The 23,460-nt window shown below is 37.5% G+C and carries 15 protein-coding genes; all 15 read right to left on the reverse strand.

The window, feature by feature from the left end; all coding sequences use genetic code 11:
* Positions 1-20 precede the first annotated feature (20 nt).
* Complete coding sequence (locus BMY80_RS05680; RefSeq protein WP_093141787.1) at positions 21-665, reverse strand: hypothetical protein; 645 nt, start codon at positions 663-665, stop codon at positions 21-23.
* Positions 655-2,082 (reverse strand): AAA family ATPase, encoded by a 1,428-nt coding sequence (locus BMY80_RS05685; protein ID WP_093141789.1) that lies wholly within the window; start codon positions 2,080-2,082, stop codon positions 655-657. Before BMY80_RS05685 ends, BMY80_RS05680 begins: the two co-directional genes overlap by 11 nt.
* Positions 2,083-2,774: 692 nt before the next feature.
* Positions 2,775-3,671 (reverse strand): hypothetical protein, encoded by an 897-nt coding sequence (locus BMY80_RS05690; RefSeq protein WP_093141792.1) that lies wholly within the window; start codon positions 3,669-3,671, stop codon positions 2,775-2,777.
* Positions 3,672-4,420: 749 nt separating this feature from the next.
* A complete protein-coding gene (locus tag BMY80_RS05695; protein ID WP_093141795.1) occupies positions 4,421-5,380 on the reverse strand; it encodes a TAXI family TRAP transporter solute-binding subunit in 960 nt (319 codons plus the stop codon).
* Between the two features lie 396 nt (positions 5,381-5,776).
* Positions 5,777-6,283 carry a hypothetical protein gene (locus BMY80_RS05700; protein ID WP_051621923.1) on the reverse strand — a complete coding sequence of 169 codons (507 nt, stop codon included), beginning with the start codon at positions 6,281-6,283 and terminating at the stop codon, positions 5,777-5,779.
* A 279-nt stretch (positions 6,284-6,562) separates the two neighbouring features.
* Positions 6,563-6,745: a hypothetical protein gene (locus BMY80_RS05705; protein ID WP_031579644.1), complete on the reverse strand. Its 183-nt coding sequence runs from the start codon at positions 6,743-6,745 to the stop codon at positions 6,563-6,565.
* Between the two features lie 291 nt (positions 6,746-7,036).
* A complete protein-coding gene (locus BMY80_RS05710; RefSeq protein ID WP_093141797.1) occupies positions 7,037-8,275 on the reverse strand; it encodes a hypothetical protein in 1,239 nt (412 codons plus the stop codon).
* Between the two features lie 752 nt (positions 8,276-9,027).
* Complete coding sequence (locus tag BMY80_RS05715; protein ID WP_093141800.1) at positions 9,028-10,437, reverse strand: TolC family protein; 1,410 nt, start codon at positions 10,435-10,437, stop codon at positions 9,028-9,030.
* Between the two features lie 11 nt (positions 10,438-10,448).
* Positions 10,449-12,464, reverse strand: a complete 2,016-nt coding sequence (locus tag BMY80_RS05720; RefSeq protein ID WP_093141815.1) for a MacB family efflux pump subunit — start codon at positions 12,462-12,464, stop codon at positions 10,449-10,451.
* 43 nt (positions 12,465-12,507) lie between these two features.
* The gene (locus BMY80_RS05725) at positions 12,508-13,692 is read right to left on the reverse strand and encodes an efflux RND transporter periplasmic adaptor subunit (RefSeq protein ID WP_093141802.1); all 1,185 of its coding nucleotides are present in this window, start codon (positions 13,690-13,692) and stop codon (positions 12,508-12,510) included.
* Positions 13,693-14,370: 678 nt separating this feature from the next.
* On the reverse strand, positions 14,371-15,441 hold the full coding sequence (locus BMY80_RS05730) for a hypothetical protein (protein WP_093141805.1): 1,071 nt from the start codon (positions 15,439-15,441) through the stop codon (positions 14,371-14,373).
* A gap of 834 nt (positions 15,442-16,275) precedes the next feature.
* The gene (locus BMY80_RS05735) at positions 16,276-17,028 is read right to left on the reverse strand and encodes an acyltransferase (protein ID WP_143066463.1); all 753 of its coding nucleotides are present in this window, start codon (positions 17,026-17,028) and stop codon (positions 16,276-16,278) included.
* Between the two features lie 295 nt (positions 17,029-17,323).
* Complete coding sequence (locus BMY80_RS05740; RefSeq protein ID WP_093141810.1) at positions 17,324-20,542, reverse strand: glycosyltransferase; 3,219 nt, start codon at positions 20,540-20,542, stop codon at positions 17,324-17,326.
* 26 nt (positions 20,543-20,568) lie between these two features.
* Entirely contained in the window at positions 20,569-22,896 is a 2,328-nt protein-coding gene (locus BMY80_RS05745; protein WP_177178505.1) for a glycosyltransferase, read from the reverse strand.
* Between the two features lie 144 nt (positions 22,897-23,040).
* The coding region (rfbC, locus tag BMY80_RS05750; RefSeq protein WP_093141818.1) for a dTDP-4-dehydrorhamnose 3,5-epimerase at positions 23,041-23,460 on the reverse strand (420 nt) is incomplete at its 5' end.

The following is a 23,460-nucleotide window of genomic DNA, read 5'->3' on the forward strand; positions in this document are numbered from 1 at the left end:
ATACCAAAATTCGTGTGACGTTAAAGGGAATTAAGTTCCTGCTTGATATAGTTCCAGGAATCAACATAATCTGAAGTCACAGAGAAATCAGATTCTGCAAGGAATTTGACAAAGCCATCAGTATCCTGTCTATACCGTCTCACAAATGCCACTGCATCTTTCTCCTTTTCTTCATCTGAAGAGTTTTGCTTGTTATGAAGTACATGATCCAGGTTGCAGGACATATAGTATAACTGATACGGAATATTCCATATCGTCTGAGTGGTTGATAACACATTGAGGCATCGACTCTTTGTCGAATTTCGCTCCCGTATTCCGTCAGCATTGGACGTACGTATCTCAGTTAGAGAGTATTTCGTTTTACTGACCGACGAATCCTCCACCACGTTTTCATCGGGAATGTATGCACCATCAGTATCAGTTATATGAATAATCTGCTGAAAATTAGTTTTTTTCAAGTAATTTGAATTTGCATATTTTTTTACAATATCACAAACAATAGTTCTAATTTTTGAAGGGTTGGTTCCTGGTTTTGAAGTGATATCTCCGTGTGTAATGTGCACATATACGGAACTACTGCTGAATACTTTCTCCAGCATAACGCCAAGAGCTTCATCGTCTGAAGGTCCTTCTACAATTACAAATACGATTTTCTTACGAGCCACTGTATTCCCCCGCCTCTCTGAAGGCAAAAGCAATTTCTGCATTATGAGTCGGCTTATACAGTTCCTCATCTTGTTCGCCAAGCATTATATCCCGATAATAAAAGCTGCGTAGATTATTATTATCCTTAACATTCGTCATGCGTATATAGCGATGATATGGATTTGTAGTCGTGAATGCAATAAAGCCTCGATCAATGGTCTCAAGCGGTCTCAGGTTATGAGAAGTAAAGATGAGCTGACCTTTTCCTTTTTCCGTAATAATACGGAGAAGTTCTCCAAGAAGATACTCAAACACTCCTGCATCCAATTCATCCACTGCAACAGTAATTGATGACTTATTGTAAACCACAATAAGCAACTGGAGAATGGAGATTATTTTCTTGATACCTTCAGATTCATATTTAAGAGGTATCTCTTTGGCTCCTCTATTGGACATAAACTGAATCCTATTTCCGCGTTCTCCATCAGGTAAAAGTAAAGAGCCCAAATCTTTTACACCTACAGTCAGTCCGGGAATCAATTGTGTAAGAACGATATTCATATTAGAAATGATTTTCTCTACCACATTTTTTTCCTTCTCCCGGATCTCAACAGGACTACCAAGTGGCAACATAATAATTCCTTGATAGTCTAGACTACCTTCCGAAATTTTAAACATCAATGGCTGAGCATTCAGACTGATTACTCCTGTATGTGATGTTCTCACTACAAAAAGGCTGGTGTTTCCATAGTTAACCAGGCTCTCAATAATTGAAAAATAGAATTTAAGATCGTTGTCAAAATTGCCTTCTGCCCGATGTACTTCCACATTTTTGCGAATAATTTCCAACAGTTCCTTCGAGAAGATAAAAGACCTGGAAGACGCTTCTGCAAGCTTCTTGGCAACCAGAGAATTGGTAGCTGTCTCTCTGCTGTTTCCTATAAGCAGATGTCTCTTCGCTACCGGAGAAAAACTATCTTCGCAACTGGTATCCATTAAACGACCAATCTTAGTCTGCTTATCTGACAAAATTGGGCATTTGAGCAACTCGTTAAAAATAACGACTTTCCGCTCACCATGATTTAGCTCAACTGTATTCTGAATTGCATCTTGCACGCTTCTTATACTGAATTGATATATAACTGTTTGCGGTTCTTCTTCCAGCAGAATACTAAACTCAAAAGAAAGTCTCGCCTCGTCTGAATCAGCATTGATATAATCGGCAAACTCCAAAGGAACAGGACGCCCGCAAAGCACAATCTTCAAAAGGTCAAGTGCTTCAACAACTGACGTTTTACCGGATCCGTTTTGACCATAAATACCAATAACACTTGCCTTGTAGTCCTTTCTTGCGTTTTTTAAGGAAAGACTGCCATTAATAACGTTTTTAAAGTTTTGAATGCAGATATTCGTAATGCGGACAACTGATGCATTCATATGAGTTACCTCCCCTCATTCCATGAGTCTTATAATTATTGTATCATCGTTTCTCAAGATTACAAATACAAACATTAAAATATTCACAAAATATTCCGATTTCTTTATTCATTTTCAGTTTTTGCAAATTTCATAAATTTAATTATATTTCAGATTTGAATTTCTTTGAACATTCGCTTTGTCAAAACCAAGCTTAAGGTGCAACACTTTTTCGTTACTGTTCACCGCAGACTGAAACAGAAAAACCAATAAAAATTTCACACATTAGTTAAGTGAACGACAAAATTATTTTTTCTGAAATAATCTCAAAGACAGGAGCTTATCACAGAAGGAGTTCCGGGATGCAGAAGCTGAGTCTGCACACTCCTCAAACATAGGCGGTATAGTCACAAAAAAGTTTTGGATGTTCTCTTACAGGATTACTCTACTGACATATTTAATCGGATAAAGATCTGCGAATACGACTTCAGCCTTATTAACGAACGCTTTTAAAGATATCAGCATATTCAGGCTATATCTCATTTTCCATGAGGCAGGTTGTCTGTATTGTATATCTCGAGAACATACTTTTGGTGGACTCCAAAGACAATGAAAAGAGCACTAGCAGAATTCGTTTTACAAAACACGAATCAGACTGTCTGAAAAGACATCACAAGCGTTTTTATTCATCGGGGGTAGTAAAGGAAAGCTAATCAGTATTCAGAACCGTCGATATTGCTGATTATCAGTGAAACTATGTTGTCCATCTCATGGTCGTTGACCTTGGATGCCACGCGGTTGTACTCGGAATTTACCATCAGGGAAAGATCGTTGCTATCTTTGGTGTAGATTTCCCTTGAACCAAGACCTGATTCATCGAATGAATACATAATGGTACGGTAGACGTTATCCTCTTCAGGATTCATTACAGAAAAATCTGTAGATGAAACCATACCGAGAATTCTGTTGAAATTCTGTCGGCCTATAAGAGTCTGAATATTTGAAAGACTGTTAAGATACAGTGAATCATACTGTATTTCTGCTTCCGTGCTGTACCTGAAGCCCAGTTCTGAAACCGGGTATCTGAAAAATTCTTCAGTAAGGCCGCTGGTTGAATAAGCGATTATGTAACCGTTGTCCAGAACATCAGGATTAACGGTTATATCACTCCATGCAAGAATATAGTATCCCAGGGAATCGGTAACACCTGCAGTGACTTCCCCTTCACACTTAAGATCATGGTCAGAATCAACGCATACGGTATATACGCCCTGCGGTACCGGTATTTTTGATTCAGATTCCAGAAGATTATGATTGTGAAGACCGTTGATTTTTACCGGAATACTGTAGGACAAGATATCCCTGTATCCGGTATCAGGAATGTATGACGGAATAACGGAACCGTGACAGGTACTGACGCTGGCAGTATCCATTACCTCGTCAGTCACTGTCTGAATGCCGTCAGACACATTATCGTCATATGATAAAGTCTCATTTTCAGAAGATGCCAAAAGCTCTGCGTCAGCTGAAAATACTTCAGCACACATCAGTGACATCACGGCAGAAACTGCCATAATCAATGCTTTTGAGCCCTTTTTCTGAAAAATCATAACCTTAGCTTTAACCGTTGCGGGACATACATTTTCTGAATAAATTCCGACGTCCCGGAAAAAAACTGTGCATAAAACACATATACTTTAATGGAGTATATGGACATTATAGGGAACTGAAATCAATTTACCCTCGCCAAGTTCACAGTTTGAAACATACATAGCTAAAAAATAACGGAAACAGAATAATTTTGTTTAAAAAACACTCAATACTGATTACATACGGGGAATAAAAAGACTTAATGAAGGCAGTTATCGATTACGGCAGACTGGATGTAACTGAAACAGAATAAAAAAAGCTCCCGATACGGCATCGGGAGCCAAACTTGGACAAAAATAACTTTAGTTGAGGACCAAGGAAATAAATGTCCTTAACCAATAAAGTCATAGAATAGATTTGTCTATTGCTACGGTGGGAATAATACACATAAAACGTTTTCAGAAAATCACTATTAATCACATTTTTACAACATCTGCTTAACATTTTATTTAAATAAACAAATAATAAACACCTGTCAATGATTAGTGGTGATTCATTCTTTACATAACTGCTTTTCGAAAGGTTTTGCAGATAACGGCTCTCTTAAAAGCCTGTCAATTCTGGATGTTTTGCCACTAAGTACAGCAATCTTCCTCAGACATAAAAAAACATCTGACTTATATCCAGAAAATAAATCAGATGTTTTTACTTTTTGACTGCATCAGAATGCTGAAAACCGGTCATCAGTTCATACTGTAATGAACACTGATTATTCAGTTCTCACTCTGATGTTCTTGGTACGGTAATACCTTGCAGCTCCGCTGTGGAACGGAATGGAAACGCCGTCAACGGCATTTTTTTCATTAAGTTCTTCAGTTACCGGAATAATCCCCCTGAAGGTTGTAGCGTGGCTGAACAGATTTTCGGTAATACTCTGAACGCTGTCAGATGAAAGTCTGCGGCTTGCAATGAGCAGTGTTTTAATCCCCACGGTCTGAACCGGCATAATCTGACCTTTGTACGATCCTGGAGGAATGACCGTTTTGGTATAAAAACCGTAGTTATCTATAACTTCCCCTGCTTCGTGGTCATCAACTGATAAAAATCTGATTGGCGTTTCTTCCGCAAGCTTTACCAGTAAAGGCATGCCCACGCCTGCAGTCACAAACATGGCATCGATATCACCGTCTTTAAGACTCTCTGTTGCAGCCTGATAATTGAGATTTACGGACTCGGTATTGTATCCGGCAATACCATAGGCACTCAGGATCTGCTTGGCATTCTGTTCGGTACCTGAATGAAGTTCGCCGATGCTCACCTTCTTTCCGAGCAGTTCGTTGATATGATGGATATTGCTTTCCTCTCTTACCACGATATGACAGGCTTCTGCATACAGAGCTCCAACTGCCGCAAAGTCATCCAGACGGAAACCGCCCTTAAAGGCACCTACCGCATGGTACGCATCATTGCTGACGTCGTTCTGAGCCAGAGCCAGCTGAATATCTCCAGTGTTTATGTTGCGGACATTGGCGGCCGAACCGGCAGAAGAAAGAACAGCCACCTTGAAATCTCCGGTTCTTTCAAGATTGCTTTTTATAACCTTGCCGACTTCCATATACTTGCTGTTTTCGCCGGCGGTACCTATCTTTATATCCTCTGAACCGCATCCTGAAAGAGCAAAAACCGACAGAAGCGTGGCTGTAAAGACTGATAAAAATGTTTTTTTCATGGCAAAACACCCATAACTTAACGGAGATTCAACTCATTACGGATACTGTGCAACTCCGTCAGGACAGACCTTTCGCAACGGATCGTCACGAAAAGAAATATTAAACTTTCCGTGTCTTCCCTTTAATAAGGAAAAACAGATAACCCTACTGACATTTTATAATTTTATCAGTCTGATTAATATGAAGCAGTCCGTATTTCAGAAATAAACCTGAGATTCGGAGCAATTACGGTAACCCGGGAACCTTTAGCTTAAGTCACGATTAAGAGTGAACCTGAAAGCATCAGTTATATTATAGAGGTCTCAGGAAACGGATTCAGAAATATAAATCTCTGCAGATAAATCCTGAATTTCTGAATCCTTTACGATGATTATCAGAGTCCTGATACCGATAAGCTAGACATTATCATGTCTGTTGCTGATGTCAGCAAAAAGATCCGCATTTCTGAATACTGCTTCCAGATGATTAGGACTGAAACGCCATCCGTCCTCGGAATCCTCAAGAGCGTTAAAGCACCACTCGGAACAGAAGTATCTGTTCTTTTTCTGTCTGAATCCCAGAACAACACCTAAAGCTCCGCGTAAGTCGTACTTCTTCCCTTTGGTCTTTTCATAATAAGCCTTAATCTTTTCCTCATCGGTAAAATTAAGCTTACAGAGCAGCCACTGTTCAGGATTATCCACGCTGATTTCCTTTACGCGGACACCGCCGTCACGCGGACTTGAACTGTAGCACTCATAAACCGTGGCAACGGAACCGTCTTCCCTGGTTACGTCCTTCTTTACCGCAAGTTCAACATGAGAGTATTCACCTTTGGTAAAAAGCCTTATGGCTCCGTCTACCATACGATCGTAAAAAGAAGGCCCCGTTCCTTTATAAAACGCCAAATAAATTTCTGCCAAAATACCGCTCTCCTCTGTCTGATATCTTATATGGGCATAATGTTCCCGTACATGTTCTTCATGCGGTCACATGCCCATGCCTCATGATTTAATACTAATCTGAACCTCATCCGGGTTAACCTTAAACATCCGGCAAACATTCACGGAATATAATTATCTTATAAACCGACGCACCTTTTATAACACATAGATAAATCAGACAGAAACTTTAGGATACAGTTTATGCATAAATATTGATTTACACAGCGAATTTGAGATATTTCAGCATCTAAAACAGATTCAGTGATGTTGCTCCATTTCAGCTTCCATCATATCTTTGATGGTACTGCCTAAAAGATCCCTAAGAGCAGCCTGTATGTCGGCTACGGTTTCGATATTATATTCCTGAAGAAGCTGTTTGATAATCTGATGCTTCCCTTCAGTCATCTGGATCCTGTGGACGGACTTTTTTTCTTTAACCATAATGCAAAACTCCTGATTATATAAGTTAAATTATATCTCAGGAATTTTTCTGACATTTTTAGCTATATGTAATTTACAGAGTTTGGTTCACACGCCCTAAAAATCTCTTTGTTTTTCATATTTTAGGGAAGCATTATTCAACAAATGTTTAACATACCTTTAGCCATCTATCGTTTATAATTTCCACGATTCTTCGTGTTAAGAAAAAGCTTTTTTACTAATTAGAAAAGTAATCACATACTCAGTACAGTATATTTTTGAAAATTTTATTACTTATAGCCTATCTGTTAACTAATTTCCATTTTGAAAAATACCCAAATTGCTAGTTATATCTTGAAACCAAACATGATACTCATCCACAGGTATTGGATCCTTGAAAATATTAACCCAATTATGATTTTCATCAATGTATGAATTGGAATTTTTTACATATGTGTATATTTTACTCATATCTAAACTTTTTGTTGTTTTACTTATGCGTATGCTAGGACGCACCTTGTTTTTAAAGTTATTTACCCTTAAGTACACCTTTTCATTGAAAAAAATATCTACAACTCCATCTTCCCTTCTTTTAAGAATAATTTTAGAAGTCTCAGGAGTACACGCAAGAATAGAACATATAACTTTATTTTTAAAATCCAAGTCATTAGTCTGATTCATCATGTCAATGAAATAATTAACACTAGAAATTCTCCTTTCTTCACAGTCTTCCCAAAAATACTTGCTGAGATAACTACAGAAATTCACATCCGGCTGAACGTTATGGGGATCTATATTATCCATTGAAACGATTATTAAGTAGAAATTTTCACTCAATTTATTCAAACCCAACTTATAACTGTAGTTGATGTATTCACAAAATGCATCCATTTGTTTCTTATCTGAATTACAGGCAATATTACTAAATATGACAAATTTAGTTGAGTTATTTTTACTTATTCTATATAGATTTAACCGGTCTTTAATATCTGGCAAGGCATCATTATTGAAAATTTCTGTTTTTTCCTTAAAAATATTAAACCGAGATTCATCTAAAAAAAGTTTTACGTCCAACTGAGGACAAAGAGCAATACACTTTGCCCCATGAAGCTCATTAGATAAATATATACATCCAAAGCCACCATTTGATGAAGATATAAAAGTTATATCCTCATTATTAAGATTGTAGTGCTCTTTTAATTTTTCTATGATGTTTTTTATATAAGATAAACAATTCTTTTCTGGATTACCAAAATAAAAACTAGGGGAAAATTTTATAATGTCTCTAGTTGGGTCATCAAAAAAAATTTTCATTCCATCAAATCTGTCATGCCAACTAATACGGTGAAATAAAGGATAAATATCTCTCTGAATTCCTACAGCACTTAAAAAAACATATAATTTAGTTGTATTATTGTAAATGAAAAATGATTTTAATATTGTTTCATCAAAAATAAAATCATTATTACCAATCTTAATATTATCAATGTAATCAACATTATTACAGTGAATAATATTACTAGATTCTTTCAGTAGTGTTTTAAAATTCAATTCATTCTCCAAATAGTAATTACGTGACCTAACTTTTCTACTTAATTATATGGAATAAAAGCATAATCCTTGTATTTTAGGAGCTCTAGAATACATGCTGTAGAATGGTCGTACAATCCTCCACATTGATTCTAACTTAAACTTTCACCCTTTGCCAATAATTTGCTTTTCTGTAGGACATAATCTGTGATTATCACAATTGACTGTAGGCACACTGCACTGAAGAAAGAAGATTAGAGCAGCTCTCAATCCATAACAGCATTTTAAACAGTATGATCTGACGTTCCACAGTTGAATTTCAACAATTGTTTGATCAATATTAGATCAAACAATTACAAAATTTATGACACACATCATGTATTTTGTATATATAACTATTAATTGTACAATTTTCTACTGCGGAATGTCGGTATGATCGATACACAGCTAAACTGATAAGTATACACCTCAAGGGAGCATTTAAGGGAAAAATATCCAAGTCTTATTCTGTTTTCCGCACAATTAAAAACAATTTGAAGAATTTCTTAGTGATTCATTCTACTGTTTGCAGTTTCACTGGTAATTTGGTTAATCACAGAATTATTGAGAATGTGGTTATTGAAAAAGGACATAATGCAGAGCCCCAAATATCTAGAGTAAAAAATCACGAAGTTCGTCTGAACAGGAATACGTTAGTTGTATTTTGTTGATTTTTTTTGAGCGGGCTCAATAATAAACCGCAGGAGCCCTGCGGTTTATTTCAGGGATTTAAGTTAAAGTCCGCCTAAAGCCTTGGCAAAGACCACGGTATCGTTGAGAGAATTCTGCATTGATTTGCATACTGCAAGATCCGTTGCACGACGGGATTTTCTGGATTCGAGATAATCCTTGAGAGACACGGAACCTGCTTCATATCTGTCACGATACAGAGCTTCCGTCTTTTTGTTTAGTTCAAGCTTTTCTCTGCTGTTGCTTAACTGAATATTGTCATTTTCAATATTGTTAAGAGCCTGATAAACCTCACCGAGTGCCTTGTAATACGTGGTAACAAAATTCATTTCCGCACTGTCGCGGTTAAGCTCCTGAAGATCAATCTGCAGGGAATTCTTGTAGTAGTTTATGAAAGGCAGAGCCAGATTTGCCAGAATCGAAGCTACCGGATTTTCAAAGAACTGTACCAGTTCGGATGAGGAACCTGCTGAAAGCCCAGCTGTCAGACTGAATCTCGGATACATGTCAAGTCTTGCCGCATCCTTTGAGGCCAGAGCTGATTTTACCGAAGCTTCGGCTGATGCCACGTCAGGTCTGATTCTTAAAAGATCACTGCCCAGCCCCGCACGTACGGCCGGAACCTTCAGATCAGCAAGAGATTCCGCAGTAACCACCTCAGCAGTAGGAACCTTGTTTAACAGCATATTCATTGCTGAAATGCTGTTCTTGAGATTGTTGTTCTGCTCGGCAAGCGTCGTACGAACCTCAATAAGATCAGTCTTTGCCTGAAGAAGTTCCAGTTCTGAAATGTAGCCGCTGTCGAATCGGGTCTTCATGATGGAATAAGTCTTTTCACTGTCCTGAAGATTGTTTTCACTGAGACGGATTGCATCCTTGTAGTAGACAATCTGCCAGTATACTGAAGCCACGGATGCTGAAACACTGAGTCTTGCCGCGCGTGCGTCAAAGGTCTTGGCTTCAACATTATAGGATGCAGCCTTGCTTTCGGCAGACAGTCTGCCGAAAAGATCCAGTTCATAGCTAACCTTGAGCGAGCTGTCTGACGAACGGTTGGAGACACCGGTCTTAAGAGGCTTGGATATGCCGCTGCCGAGACTTGCGTTGAGATCCGGAATCAGATCGGCATCGGTGATATCTGCCTGAACCATGGCCTTTCTGACATTAATCAGAGCCTGATAGTAGTCATTGTTGTTGGCAAGAGCCTCTTCGATGAGAGCAGTAAGCTTTTCATCATCAAAACGAACCCAGTAGCTGTCGGTTACGGTAAATTCATTTTCGGAAGCAGTGCCTGATGCTTCGGCAACAGTCCCTGACGTTTCACCGCCTACGGCTCCGTTCACGAAAACATATTCGTCAAGTTCCGGACGCTGATAATCGGAGTGGAGCATGGTGCAACCGCTTAAAATTACTCCGGCAATACAGGCTGAGAGAATACTCTTATTTAAAATCATTGTTTCAACTCCTATTCACGTGCCAGTGCATCAATCGGGTTAAGCTTGGCCGCATTCTTTGCAGGAAGATATCCGAACAGCATACCGATAAGGGATGAGCAGACTACCGCGGCTATAATGGACGTAACTGAAAATTCCATTTTAATGCTCTGCACGAACATTCCGAAAACCACTCCGATGCCGTATGAACAGATTACCCCGCATCCGCCGCCGATAAGACATACCAGCACGGCTTCAATAAGGAACTGCTGCAGGATGTCGCTCTGTCTGGCACCTACCGCCATACGGATACCGATTTCCTTGGTACGTTCGGTAACTGACACCAGCATGATGTTCATTACCCCGATACCGCCTACGATCAGGGAAATAACCGCAATGGCACTGATTAAATAGGTAAATGTATCAGTGGTTGAGGTAATGGTCTTAAGAATGGTATCAGAACTGTTGGTGAAGAAATCCTTGGTTCCGTGTCTTAAGGTCAGTACATGTTCAATGGCTTCCTGGGCCACGGCATTAGGAACGTTATCCTTTACTCTGATGGTCATGGATCCCAGGTATTTTTCATTCACGATACGACTCATGGCGGAGGTATACGGAATGTAGATGTTAAGGGAATCCTGACTGTCAAACGGAGAATCTGAAGCCTTGAGAACACCGATAACCACGCATGGAACCTTGCCTACCATAAGAGTTTTGCCGATTGGATTCTCATAGGCAAAGAATCTCTTTCTGGTGTTCTCATCGATAACCGCAACCTGAGCCAGACTGTCAACGTCCTGCTTGGTGAAAAGATGACCGTTTGCTATCTCGTAGCCCTTTACCCTGAAGAACTGCTCACTTACGCCTGCTACCTTGGCATTTGCGGAAATGTCATGATACTGAGTCAGAAGCGAACTCTGACGGTTCGGAGTAATGGCGTCGGTAAACACCTGCTGTTCCAGAACCTTCATGTCCTGTACGGTCAGAGTCTCAATCTTACCTGATCTGATATCCCCGAAATCCTTGCCCGGGAATACGGAAATGGTGTTGGTACCGATGGAATTGATGTCGCTTACCACCTTGTTGCTGGCGCCTTTACCGAGAGCCACCACACTGACCACAGCCATGATGCCGATGATAATGCCGAGCATGGTAAGAAGAGTTCTCATCTTATGGGAAATCATGGCGATAAAAGCCATTTTAAAAGCTTCTCTGAAGCGGTCCACGTAGGCACGCATCTGCAGAATGAATCCCGCCTTAAGAACCACCCTGTCCTCTTCCGCCAGCTGATGACGTTCAAGACTGACCTTGTCGTTCTTGTAATCGGCAATGATTTCACCGTCCTTGATTTCGATGATTCGACCGGCGTTGGCCGCAATCTTCGGATCGTGGGTAACCAGTATTACGGTATGGCCTGAGGCATTGAGATCCTTCAGGATCTTCATTACTTCCTCACCGCTGTGAGAATCAAGCGCACCTGTAGGTTCGTCCGCGAGAATCACCTGTCCGCCGTTCATCAGGGCGCGGGCAATACTCACGCGCTGCTGCTGACCGCCGGAAAGTTCGCTTGGCAGATGTTCCTTTCTTTCTTCGAGTCCGAGTCTCTTTAAAAGATCGTTGGCTCTATCCACACGCTTGTCACTCTTGATGCCTGCATAAATTGCCGGAATTTCCACATTGCCGGTGGCATTGAGATGACCAAGCAGATGATAACGCTGAAAGATAAAACCGAAGTAATCTCTTCTGAGACCTGCCAGTTCGTCTGAATCAAGATCCGAGGTTTTTCTGCCTTCGATGTAGTATTCACCGGTGGTTGGTTTATCAAGACAGCCCAGAATATTCATAAGTGTTGATTTACCGGAACCTGACTGACCGATGATGGCCACCATTTCACCGGCATAGATTTTAAGATCAATACCGTGCAGGATTTCCACGGTTTCGGTTCCGAGACCGAAACTGCGGGTTACGCCATGAACCTCGAGGAGTGGCTTTTCCGATGTACTGCCGGCTGATTCCGCTACCTGAGCGTTGTTAATGTTATTATCCATTGACATGATAATATCCCCTTAAACAGCTGTAAGCACACTTATCTTAGAGACGAGGACCGCGACGTCTTGAATTGCCGGCCGCCATTGCCGCAGCTTCCGCAGATGCAACATCGGAACCGATGATGATTTCATCCTTTTCGGTGATGCCGTCCACGATTTCATAGTTAATGTTGTCCTTGCGACCTACCGTAACCACTCTTTCTTCAGCCTTGCCGTTGGCACCCTTAACGTAAACCATGTACTTGCTGTTTCCGAGATTCTTGTTGAGCACGGCAATAGGCAGATACAGTACATCCTTGCTTTCACCGAGAATAATGGTGACTTCGGCGGTCATGGACTTGCGGAGAAGGCCTTCGCTGTTGTCCACGTCAAGCAGAGCGTTATAGTAGATTGCCTGGCTGGAACTTGAAGAGCTTGCGCTTGATGATGAGCTTGAGCTTTCTGATTCAGTGGCAGGTTCAATGTCTCTGAAGGTGCTGACAAATTTTCTGTCAGGGAGACCTAAAATGGTGAAATATGAATTCATGCCCGGTTTAACCTTAACCACGTCAGCTTCTGAAATTTCAGCTTCCACGGTCATGGTTTCGAGATCCGCAATCTTAACGATTGTAGGAGCACTCTGAGTGGAAACCACGGTCTGACCTTCTTCGGTAACGATACCGATTACCACACCGTCACGCGGAGCGGTGATTTTAGTGTAGCCTAAATTGGTTTCTGCGGTTGAAACACTGATCTTAGCCTTTTCAATATTTGCATCACATGATTCGAGCTTGGCTCTGGTCTGGGCAAGATTGGCTTCCGCCTTTTCAAGATCGGCATCTGAAGTGGCATTGCCTTTCTTCATCTTGAGCTGGCGGTTGTACTCAAGTTCCTGCTGCTTCAGAAGAGCTTCTGTCTGCTTCTTGTCAGCCTGAACGATACGAAGTTCAGCCTTGGCACTTGATAAGCTGTTCAGCTGAGTACGAGGGTCGATTTCGGCAATCATGTCCCCTTTCTTTACCTTGTCACCAAGCTTTACGTACAGCTTCTGTATCTGACCGTTCACCTGGGCACCGACTTCTACCTCGTTGCGCCCTACCAGAGTTCCGGATGCAAGTACGGTTTCAACAACGTCACCGCGAGAGGCATGTATGGTCATATACTGCAGTTCCTTCTCTCCTCCGAACTTGTAGTATGCGAATCCGCCTACAGCACCGGCTATCAGTAAAGCTATGAGTAATTTTTTCATGATCACGTCCAATATCAGTTGTATGAATCAGTTTTTATAATTTCTGTTTAACTGTTCAGGTCTAGATTTGTTTTAATATTCAGAGTTGCATATCCTCAGGAAGCTGAATTCTTTTTGGATCTGTGTCCGCTTTTTTGGCCGCTTTATCTTTCTGGTTTTGAATTAGTCAGTTTTCAGGTTATCAGGCCTTTAACTTCGTAATACTTTTTTGTACAGACTTTTAGAACCAGATTATCAATGATTCAATCTTTATAATCAGAATTGAAAATCTGTGCGATTTAAAGTTCAGAAAACAGCCAAAAAGGCTAAAAGATCAGCAACTTTAAGGATATTTTTATTCTTAAGCTTATTGTATCCTAAAAAGTCTGGTGAAACTGTTACATTTTGTTTCAAAGGGTAACAGAACATGGAAATAATACGAGGAATATTAAGATTTTTATTCTGGCTGGTGTAAAGGTGTAGACTTAACGCTCAATAATCATACAAAAGCTTCCTGTGTAACACGTTTTCATGCATTCATACAATTATGTTTGTCAGAAATTCAGAACATACTACTTTTTCTTATTACCCTAAAATAAAGATGATGACGAGCTTTTTATATGCAATAATCCCTCATCCTTTGCACACAATTACAAAAACCGTGTACCACCCCGGATTCAGGTATTATTGCACGTTGTTTTACTTATTCTTCTCAATAAAATTTAGTTTCGATAAACAAGACTTATGCTGAGATAAAAACCACTCACGCTGTCGCCATATACAGCTGATGTTTTTAATCAGAAAGAAATCAAAATCCGTTAATTCTGAGCCTTCTGAAATTTTTTGCGCAATATATATAACGTAACTGAATATTAATTGATCCCCCTGAGCGTTATGACCGCCAATACAGCTATACATCCATAATGCAAAATTTTTATAATTATTGAGTCCAAAATGAAATTTACTGATACCAAGTTCCTTCATTAACGGAAATAACTGAAGTGTACAATCATCCTTGCATTGAAGATTTTGGATAATAAAGAAACGGTTTGTGCTATTTTTAATCCTGTTTTTTATAATTTCTATTGTCTGATTTCTTTTAAAGTCATCTCTGGTTAGCAAATTGATTCCAGTAATTTCACTGAAAGTCTTACCGTAAAAAAAATTGCTTAGTATAATTTGAGGGTTGATGGCTATATGAGTAGTCTTAGAAAAATACATTGCCATCTGTAACGAAACGTATCCGCCACCGGAAGAACCAAAGAAAAACAATTTCTTACTACTTATACTAAGCAACGATTGAATTTTTTTTATTATATCGCCACAAAGTTTAATCGCTGATTCATTTTCATCACCGTAATACCACCCAAGACAAAGATCATTAAACTTATAAAACATTGGATCAGCAATATTTAATACAATTGAATCTACAAATTTATGGTATGACCACCTCTTGAATACAGGTAACCTGTCTTTCTTAAGATCTCGGGCTCCAGAAAAAATAACAAACATTGAATCGCCGATTTCTTCTGAATTCGGCATATTAATTAAACATTCAAAATGGTAATTACTGTAATCAATGGAAAAACGATCATGCAGGCAATCTCGTTTCAACTGCTCTAAATGATATGATGGACAGTTTTCATTATCTATGGAGTATCCGGGATCTTTTAATTTGTTGTATGAAAAATCAATCTGTTTTACACAAGACTCATACCCATCATCAATATTCACGTCGGTTAAAGAATTGTATATTTTGTTGTAATTCATATAAGTTACCTAGAAATTGCTTTATAAAAATGAGCCTCATTTTTATAACTTTCCTGAAACAGGCATTTTCAGATTCTACAGTACTGACTGTATATATCACTGCAGGGAAATTACAAAGCTAACGTACATGGTTAGAATTACAGTTCTGAACAATCAGTCTAAGCTTTTTTCCTCTGATGATTTAATGGCAGCTTCAACAGAGGTCAACTTAATGGCTCCGTACAACATTTCCTTACACGCCCCTGAATTAGATATTTTGAAGCTACATAATTGAAGGCTATTATGATTAGCAGGAGAATACAAAACTTTTAACCACATAATTCTGAATTAAGCATCTAGTGCTCATATCTCAGATTTTAATATCTCTGACGCCATACCTAGTGAAAATTAAATCCTTAATTTTTCTGAGCAAGATTACGATTTATATCTTTTTGGTCCAAATGGGCACAACTTAAATTAAGTACCAGATATTTCAGAATTAACTTATTATACAAACTTTATTTAACTCTCAAATATCATTCCCAAAGTATAATCACTGTCTCTAAACGGTATAACAAACGTTCTTGCATTTGTGCAGAAATACACCACTACATAATATGCATGCCAGATGTTTGTTCAGAAAAAATCTTTCATTACCAGCCTAGACTTTCAATTATTTTGTTCACACGATTATCTCCGTAAAGAAAATACGAAGATATCTTAAAGTCGTGTTCTATAAAATAAACAACCTAAATACCTATGCAATTATGATTTTTCTAATATTCGGTAGAAGAATTTCTAATAATAATGCAATTCTTCTGTATTCCTTGCTATCAATGATAGAGACACGTTATCTTACTTATTTTTACTCTTAAGATATAATCTTTGAGTTTCAATAAATTCCTCATAATTTTCGATCTTTTGACTGTCATACTGCATTGCCTGATTATAATAATCTTCAAAGATTAGGGATAACTCACTATTGTGGCTCTTACAATATCCACGATTTTTTATCCACTCTATTCCAACTTTTGCTTCTTTGGCAGGATTTCCGGCTAAAACACAATTAGGAGTGGTAAAACGTTTGGTTACAACAGATTTAGCCGCAACAACACACCCCTCTGGGATAGAGGCCTTTTTAGTTACATATACTCCTTCCCCAATCCATACATGACTTCCTATATAAACACCCTCAGTTAAGTCAATATAGTTTTTAGTACTTTTATCGAATATTAAATGCGGGAGTTCACCAAGCCTAATCGTTATTCCGTTTGAAAACATACACGAATCACCAATTAACAGTTCGGTCGATGGATTGTATAAAAAAAAGACAGTCTGAGAACACTGGAAATTTTTTCCAATTAATAATTTAACATTATTTGCATGATTAAAATTACCAATATCTATTTTTAAACTCTTGATTGTATAGTCAGAAGAATCAATAAATACTGTATTATTGCTTCCATGAATATTTAAACTAATATTAGCTTTTGAATTAAATTTTCCGACTATAATTTTATTGTCTTTTCCGTCAATAACTCCTGTGATGGTTACACTTTCATCACAATTCACATAATTATCTTCTAAACTTCCTTCAATTCTAATCATTTTACCTCCCAATTGCTTGGCGTTGATTATAACTAACATAAAACAACAGACTGTTTGAACATAACTTAATTCTCTAAAGCAATCCCCAAAAGCACAAAAATTTAAAGAACAATCAATATTCAAAACATTAATAGGCATATTAAATGTCTACATGTTTTGCAGATTACTAAATTTACATAAATAGTTTCTGCGGATAATTTAACTATTATTCAAAATCATATCTGATATCTCGTACCTTATTTCACTTTTAACGCACATGTACAACTTCCATGTGCGTTATTATTAATAAGTGAAGCTATTTATTTTCACGATAAATCAAACTTTCCAGCGAACAACACTGTAAATCTGAATCAAATTGTCTGGCTGTCACTTTTGCGTTATGTGCATACGCAATGCGTATTTCGTCATGCGAAATCAGATCGATTATTGCATTTGCATAACCATCAACACTATCTGAATCTACAACAGTACAGTTGTATCCGTCTTCTGCATATGAAGGGAGTCCAACTACATTCTCGCAAACAACACATAATCCCAATGACATACAGATCTTAAATAACAAATCACGCTCACCGGAGTCGTATATCTTAGGTATTATCACAATATCCCAATCAATAACTTCAAACAGCCATTGAATAAGATTTGAATAATTCTGTTTCTTTGGAAGCGACTTTCTCTTGCCTATAACAACTTCAGACTCAACACATATGTGGCTAAAGGAAAGTTTATCCGCATGATTCTTTTCCAGCATTTTGGCTACGGCAAGTAAATTAGAATAATCAATTCTGTTTCTTGTTAAATCCAGAATACCGATTTTACACTTTGCCTCTTCATTATGAGGGATAACATCCTCTTCCTTCATATCTAAATGCCAAAGCTGCTTGTCTAAGCTGTACGGAACTACAGTTACATTCTTATTGACTGCCAATAATTGATCAGCAATCATCTTAGAAGGACATGTAATAAAATCACATTTATTAATTAACCACTGCATTCTCTTCATTAGCAATGCAGATTCAATGTTGGAAAGTTTATAAATTTTATTAAATGAATCAGGATTGAAAGGATTACATACTACGTCGTATATTATCTTTCCGCCATTATTTTTCCATCTTTCGATCCAGTCACTTAATTCAATATCAGAGAATTCATCAATGTTCTCATGAATATAGCAAATACCAGGGTCATTAACGTTAGGTAGCTTTTTATGAGAAGGAAGACTATACACATTCGCAACTTTACTAAAACTATCTGATAACCACGGAGTTACTCGTAACCACCATCTTATATCTTCAAAAGAATCTAAACTTTTTCTTCGTAGAATAAATACTTTGGTAAGATTACTGTAAATATATTTGTATAGATATTCAGCCTTGGTCTGAAGAGATTTCAATATTGGATTGGTTGACATTGAGTCTACCGCTCTATTAATTCTCTTCTTTCCGTATAAACTTGCTAAGGTTGCACTACCTTCTTCCATCAGAGGGATTCTAACATCCTGAGTATAAGACTTTGACTTTGCATGGAATATATATGTATTAGTAGCTATTACCAGTGAGAAACCTGCATTTGTCGCTCTGAAGCAAAAATCATTCTCTTCTCCATATCCTTTAGGAAAATGAATTTCGTCAAAGCCTCCAATTTTATTAATTACTTCCCTTGTTACCCCCATACAGAAGCCATGTATTAACGGAACTCTAGGGTAGTTTCCAAATTCTGTCCAACTTTCCAGGTATGAATTCAACAAATCAGGAGTAAGTCCCTTTGGAATCGGATTTACAGCAGTCTGCTTGTTAACACCTTTGGTGTATGGAATGCTTTGATGACTTGCAGCATTGGAAATAGGACCAACTATGCCCGCTCCGACAGTTGAAAATACAGCATCAGCCATTTTTTCAATCCAACCATCAGTAAGAATAGTGTCGCTGTTTAAGAGAACGAGGAAATCAGCCTTACTCTTATTGATACCTATGTTAACAGCTCTTCCGTAACCAACAGACGACTGATTACGAACAGACGTTATCCAATCAAAATCACGAGTTAACTGCAGTATGTATTCTTGAGTATCCTGCTCACTGGCATCATCAATAATAATACATTTATACATGCAATTCTTTCGGTATTTTTTTAAAGATTCAATACACTTAATTAAATCATCAAGTGCGTTATATACAGGAATAATTACATCAGCAGTCAATTTATTATATTTTTTTAAGACATCAGATTTATGCAAACTGAAGAAATCATTGGACGAAGGAAAAACCTTCCTGTTAAATAAAGAACTATTAATTGTCTTTGCAAAATCATCCATTAGCTTATGTGGATAATAAATAATTTTTTCGTGATTTCTTGTGCAAATTCTTTGATCTGCCAGTGGGTACCATGATTCAAGATTTTTATCAATTGCAAAATTTAATGACAGCTGATCTCTTCTGCTGAACTTGTCAATTTCTGCCCACCAGGTATTCATTATATCTGATAACTTAGGATGCTTCAGATTGAACATCATAAAATTACTCTCTATCAAATCATTGTTTTCATATGACAGAGCTTTATAACGATTAATCTGCTGACTAATTTCGTCAACGTCGTCCTTGCCTAATTCAATACACTTAGAAGCTTCATCATAAACACTCTTCCTTAACGGGTGATAAAAAGCTCCTATCGGTTTTCCTGATTTTAAAAATTTGGCAATCTCATCAGAAATATCTCCAGCAATACAAATATTGGTATCAACCCAAATAGCAATATCGTAATCCTTTAGGAGATAATGAGGATGCGTTTTAACATATCGACTGATTCTGGTTGGGTCACTTGACCAGTATGGTGCGCGACGGACATTCCAAACTCCAGATTCATATTCAGCACTATCAGTATAAAGTACATAGTCAAACTTCGGATCTAGGTACTTAGGACATCTAATTTCATCATAAGAATTAGAACAAGAACTGAATACTGCTATTCTAGGAGATTTGGTTTTATTACTTAAATAAGAACTGATACGCTTGTTTTCTAAATTAAGATCCTTTAACTGCTCTATGTGATACGCAAACACGTCCTTGCAATCGTCTCTTTCAGAATTCAGAGCAGAATTGAAACGCTCAACTACGGAATATTTTCCATCTTTTGGGAATATGTACTTCTTATCTGAATTAATTACAGTTTTAGATGAACCGGCATTCTCAGAGTTATTCAAATAATAGGGATTGTTATAATAAACTTTATCCACCTGTTCATTTAAATCGTTATCAAAAAGCGAAACAGTAAAGGTTGCAGGCAGATTACTAAAGACCTCCTCTGATAATTCAAGAACGAAACCTGCCACCCCCTTGTTAATCCCTTTTTCACGAAGATCATCTCTCTCAACATCGGCCTTTATGGTAAATTTTTGCCCATTTTGAAATTCTAATCTTGCTGTTCGTATATCTAATTCTTTAGAATCTTTTAAGGCCAGCCACCCTACAATTCTGTTTCCTTTTATTTTGGTACCAAACTTTCCAATAACACTACTCATATAATATTCCAAGCGATAAAAATAAGTTAAAATTCCCAATGTTTTTTAGTAAAAGCTTCTTGTTCCATTTCCTCTGAAGTCCAAGAATTTTTCACAAAAATTTTTTCATACTCGTCTTTATTTGATTTCAATTGTGCTGTAGATTTCTGTAATTTGTGATACACAACAGAATCCTCAACATAGAAGATATTCAACCTCCAGAGATGCCTAATAACATCACAATAAATTCTGTCTGATCTGTAATGTCTGCCGTGTTCAGCATCAAGATCACCGACTAAACTGTAAATATCCCTTCGAATATACACACTGAAAAAAGGAGCAAAATTCAATTTAACGTTTTTACCATTACTAAACAGAGGAACAGAATCTATATTGAAGTGTCTGATTGATAAATTAACGTCACATTTATTTTTTTTGTTAGCATATGGAACATGAATCGTAATTGATTCGTTGTCTTCATATAGGACCTGTCTTGGAACTATTAATCCAACATTATCCAATGAGTAAGCCGCCTTTTTCATTGCATAAATTGAATTGCCTGTATATACAGAATCATTATTAACCAGCAGAATGTCGTTATTAACATCAGCAAGATGCATTCCCTGATTTACAGCATAAGTAAAACCATAATTACAGTTATTCTTAATAAGTTTAATTTTTTTATTTTTTTCTAGTATTTCTAATCTTCTTATACAATCCTCAGATGAATTGTTATCCACGACAATAATTTCAGAACAACCTGCAGAGATCAGACTATTTATACACTCTTCTAAATCATCTATAGTTTCGTGATTAGGAATTACTGCTGAGACCTTAAGTTCTTCTTCAGGCTTTTTATTAAGATTAAAACTCTGGTACTTTTCAGATTGTAAATTATGAAGTATTTCAGTTGATGTTATAGTATTGTCAGCCTTGTCATAGTAATAATTTGATAAAATTACCGGAACAGAATATATTTCAAAAGCATTTGCTAACCGTAATATTAAATCATAGTCAACAAGTCTTCTCAAAGAAGCATCAAATCCCCCTATTGCATCATACGACTTGCGGGTATGACCAAAACAGTTCATATCAATGTAATTTCTGTTCTCCAGCAATGATTTGTTGAATGATGCAAATCTCACTGCATAACATTGGTCACTGTTCTTTTTGAATAAATACTGGCCACAGTAAAGAGCTGAGGCTTTAGGGAGTGTTTCAAATGCGCCAACCATTACCTTAAGATAACGATTATCCCAGGTATTATCAGAATCAAGATAGAATATATATTCACCTTTAGATTTGCTTACAGCTAAATTTCTCGAGTAACTACAGCCTTTATTCTTGCGATTTTTTAAAAGAACTATTCTATTATCTTTAATGGATTCAATGACGCTTACCGTATTATCTGTACTGCCATCGTCTACAATTATCAGTTCAAAATTCTGATATGTCTGCGCCAAAACAGACATTATAGATTCCCTAACAACTTTTTCTCGGTTGTATACTGGCATGATTACAGAAACCAGAGTGCTTGAATTATGATTTGCCAATCTGGCCGCTACATTTTCCATGAAAGCAAAGCATCTTTTGTAGTTTTCTGAAAAAGGAGCATACGCTATAGGCATAACCATTGAATACTTTAAATATTCATCAAAATTCCGAGGAGTAAAAACTGGCTGATTACTGTACTTTACCTTGTCAATCAACTTATTCAGTTTTTTATCCCAGAGTGATACCTCAAAGGTCTCAGGCAACTGAGCAATCAGATCCAGAGGAATGTCAAAAACAAAACCGGAATTTCCGTTTATACCTTTGGATACTAAGTCTTTTCTGAATTTATTTGTTTTAACCGTAAAGGACATTCCATTAGGAAATTTCAACAAGGCTTTTCTAGGCTCTTTTGCGTCAGCATCTGTAGAAGCCAGCCAACCGGATATTTTCAGGTTGTTGAACTTTGAATTTAACTTACCTATAACTTTCTTTTTTTCTAGTACGCCTGAATCAGATTCAGTTTTAACTTCTCCAAATATACTGTCATCGTTAAAAATCTGTTTTTTCAATGAGTCCAAATCGATTTTTATTACAGATTTTGCAATTTCACTATTTGTTGATTTATCGATTAATTTAATAATATTTTTTGAATTTAAATGGGCATAAACCTTTTCATCGATCAAAACGCTAAAACCATTATTTATGTGAGTTTTATAGTTCTTTGGATTATGCCTTTTTTCATTGCATAAAACATCTATTGCAAAACCATTAATTTCTACCACAGCATCTCTCGGAGATGTTGAGGAAGGATCTAATAACCAGCCGACAATACGATTGTTGTACAGAACATCAGAAATCCAACCGCAAACTATATTATCCATAAACTTCTCTAGCATATATATTTTTTGTGACTAAAACACAAAGATTATTACCAAATAAGAATTGAAAAAATTAACTTGGCAAAGCTGTTAATTCATCCTTATCCATCCACAACATCGTTCACCAATAATTTTAGATTTATAAAACTAATCGAAAATAACAGCGTTTTTAAATGATGAGGCTTTTCCGTCTTTTTCAGAAACATTTACCTTGACACCTTCAACCAAAGGCCATTCAATACCGATATCAGGATCGTTCCATAAAATTGAATGTTCAGATGTAGGGTCATAGTAGTTTGTACATTTATATACGAACTCTGCTGTTTCACTCATTACGTAGAAACCATGCGCAAATCCTTCAGGTATCCAGAACTGACGCTTGTTTTCGGCAGACAGAATCACACCTACATACTTACCGAAGGTCGGTGAACTCTTTCTGATATCCACTGCAACATCAAATACTGTACCGGATACTACTCTCACCAGTTTTCCCTGCGGATTGTTAAGCTGATAGTGAAGTCCTCTCAATACACCGATACTGGACTTTGACTGGTTGTCCTGCACAAA

The sequence above is a fragment of the Ruminobacter amylophilus genome, assembly GCF_900115655.1.
GTDB lineage: Bacteria > Pseudomonadota > Gammaproteobacteria > Enterobacterales > Succinivibrionaceae > Ruminobacter > Ruminobacter amylophilus.

Excerpts from the sequence above, each read along its gene's own strand:
- BMY80_RS05685 (WP_093141789.1), bottom strand. The coding sequence starts at position 2,082 with ATGAATGCATCAGTTGTCCGCATTACGAATATCTGCATTCAAAACTTT.
- BMY80_RS05690 (WP_093141792.1), bottom strand. The coding sequence starts at position 3,671 with ATGATTTTTCAGAAAAAGGGCTCAAAAGCATTGATTATGGCAGTTTCT.
- BMY80_RS05695 (WP_093141795.1), bottom strand. The coding sequence starts at position 5,380 with ATGAAAAAAACATTTTTATCAGTCTTTACAGCCACGCTTCTGTCGGTT.
- BMY80_RS05705 (WP_031579644.1), bottom strand. The coding sequence starts at position 6,745 with ATGGTTAAAGAAAAAAAGTCCGTCCACAGGATCCAGATGACTGAAGGG.
- BMY80_RS05715 (WP_093141800.1), bottom strand. The coding sequence starts at position 10,437 with ATGATTTTAAATAAGAGTATTCTCTCAGCCTGTATTGCCGGAGTAATT.
- BMY80_RS05720 (WP_093141815.1), bottom strand. The coding sequence starts at position 12,464 with ATGGATAATAACATTAACAACGCTCAGGTAGCGGAATCAGCCGGCAGT.
- BMY80_RS05725 (WP_093141802.1), bottom strand. The coding sequence starts at position 13,692 with ATGAAAAAATTACTCATAGCTTTACTGATAGCCGGTGCTGTAGGCGGA.
- BMY80_RS05730 (WP_093141805.1), bottom strand. The coding sequence starts at position 15,441 with ATGAATTACAACAAAATATACAATTCTTTAACCGACGTGAATATTGAT.
- BMY80_RS05735 (WP_143066463.1), bottom strand. The coding sequence starts at position 17,028 with ATGATTAGAATTGAAGGAAGTTTAGAAGATAATTATGTGAATTGTGAT.
- BMY80_RS05740 (WP_093141810.1), bottom strand. The coding sequence starts at position 20,542 with ATGAGTAGTGTTATTGGAAAGTTTGGTACCAAAATAAAAGGAAACAGA.
- BMY80_RS05745 (WP_177178505.1), bottom strand. The coding sequence starts at position 22,896 with ATGGATAATATAGTTTGCGGTTGGATTTCTGATGTTCTGTACAACAAT.